General features: G+C 74.2%; 2 protein-coding genes. Both read left to right on the top strand.

What is annotated here, in order from left to right:
• Positions 1-1,121, top strand: a 1,121-nt coding sequence (locus tag NB231_RS00010) for a SpoIID/LytB domain-containing protein (protein WP_004998414.1), incomplete at its 5' end; no start/stop codon positions are given.
• A partial coding sequence (locus NB231_RS00005) for a tRNA-ribosyltransferase family protein (RefSeq protein WP_004998412.1) occupies positions 1,118-1,584 on the top strand: 467 nt, incomplete at its 3' end. The genes NB231_RS00010 and NB231_RS00005, both read left to right, overlap by 4 nt.

The following is a 1,584-nucleotide window of genomic DNA, read 5'->3' as shown; positions in this document are numbered from 1 at the left end:
GTCGCGTGCTGCGCGTGCTCCCACTCGACCGCGTCGCGAACGCGCTGCCCACGTCGTCCGACACGCTGCCCGACGGGTGGCTCGACGTGCGCCTTGCGAAGACGCGCCAGCCCTCCCCGATCCACGCCGACGGCACCTGGCGCGTGCTTGCGGTCGACGGCGTGCAGATGCTGGACGGGCGCGGACAGCTGACGCTCGAGGTCGTGGACGGCGTGTTGCTGCTCGACGGCCGCCCCACCAACGCGGGGCCGCTCGAGGTCCGCCCCGAGCCCGACGCGCTGCTGTCGTACGGCGGCTCGCGCTATCGCGGCGTGCTGCGCTTGTCGGTGGACGACGGGCGCGCCGTGGTCGTCAACCGGCTGCCGCTCGAGGCGTACCTGCGCGGCGTGGTCCCGTCCGAGATGCCGGCGCGCTTCCCCGCCGCGGCGCTCGAGGCCCAGGCGGTCGCGGCGCGCACCTACGCGCTGTACGAGTCGGACACGCGCGGGCTGCTGGCCGACGATCGCAGCCAGGTCTACGGCGGCTACGACGCCGAGTCGGTCTGGTCCGACGCCGCCGTCGAGGCCACGACCGGCCGCGTCCTGCTCAGCCATGGCCACCCCATCCCGGCCTGGTACCACAGCACCTGCGGCGGGCGCACGCGCCCCGCGACGGACGTGTTCCCGTCCGCGCCCGACGACATCCTGCACGTCGCCGTCGAGTGCCCCGACTGCGAGGGCGCGCCGATGTTCTCGTGGACGCGTCGCTTCCTGACGAGCGCCGTGTGCGAGGCCGCGTCGCTGCCGATCGGCCGCGTGCACCGCGTGGGTGTCGACCGCGACGACGGCGGCCGGGCGCGCCTGGTGCACGTCACCGCCGGCAACGAGACGAACACCGTCACCGCGGACCGCTTCCGCACGCGCCTCTCGTCGGGCCTGCCGCTCAAGAGCCAGATGCTCTCGACGTTCTGGGACGCGCTGCCGAGCATCCGCTCCGACGGCATCGAGGTGCGCGGCTTCGGTTGGGGGCACGGCGTCGGCCTCTGCCAATGGGGCGCGCGCGGCTTCGCCAAGCGCGGCGCGACGGCCGACGAGATCCTCGCGCGCTACTACCCGGGCGCCACGCTGGGGCCTTCGCCATGACGCGCGCCGCCTTCACATGCACCGCACGCTCGGGAGCGGCCCGGGCCGGCGAACTGACCGTGCGCGGGCGCACGCTGCAGACTCCGGCGTTCCTGCCCGTCGGCACCTACGGCGCCGTGAAGGGCCTGCACCCGGGCACGATCCGCGACCACGGCGCCGGCATGATCCTGGCCAACGCCTGCCACCTGCACGACCGCCCGGGCGCCGACGTGGTCGCGTCGCTAGGCGGCCTCCACGCCTTCATGGGTTGGGACGGGCTGATCCTCACCGACAGCGGCGGCTTCCAGGTGTTCTCGATGATGGACATCGCGAGCCTGGACGAGGACGGCGTCACCTTCCGCTCGCCGATCAACGGCCGCCCGCTCCGCCTCGGACCCGACGAGGTCGTGGACGTGCAGCTCGCGCTCGACAGCGACATCGCCATGGTGTTCGACCACTGCCCGGCGCTGCCCGCCCCGCGCCG

Source organism: Nitrococcus mobilis Nb-231, from assembly GCF_000153205.1.
Classification (GTDB): domain Bacteria; phylum Pseudomonadota; class Gammaproteobacteria; order Nitrococcales; family Nitrococcaceae; genus Nitrococcus; species Nitrococcus mobilis.
This window is presented reverse-complemented; position numbering and strand designations above follow the sequence as displayed.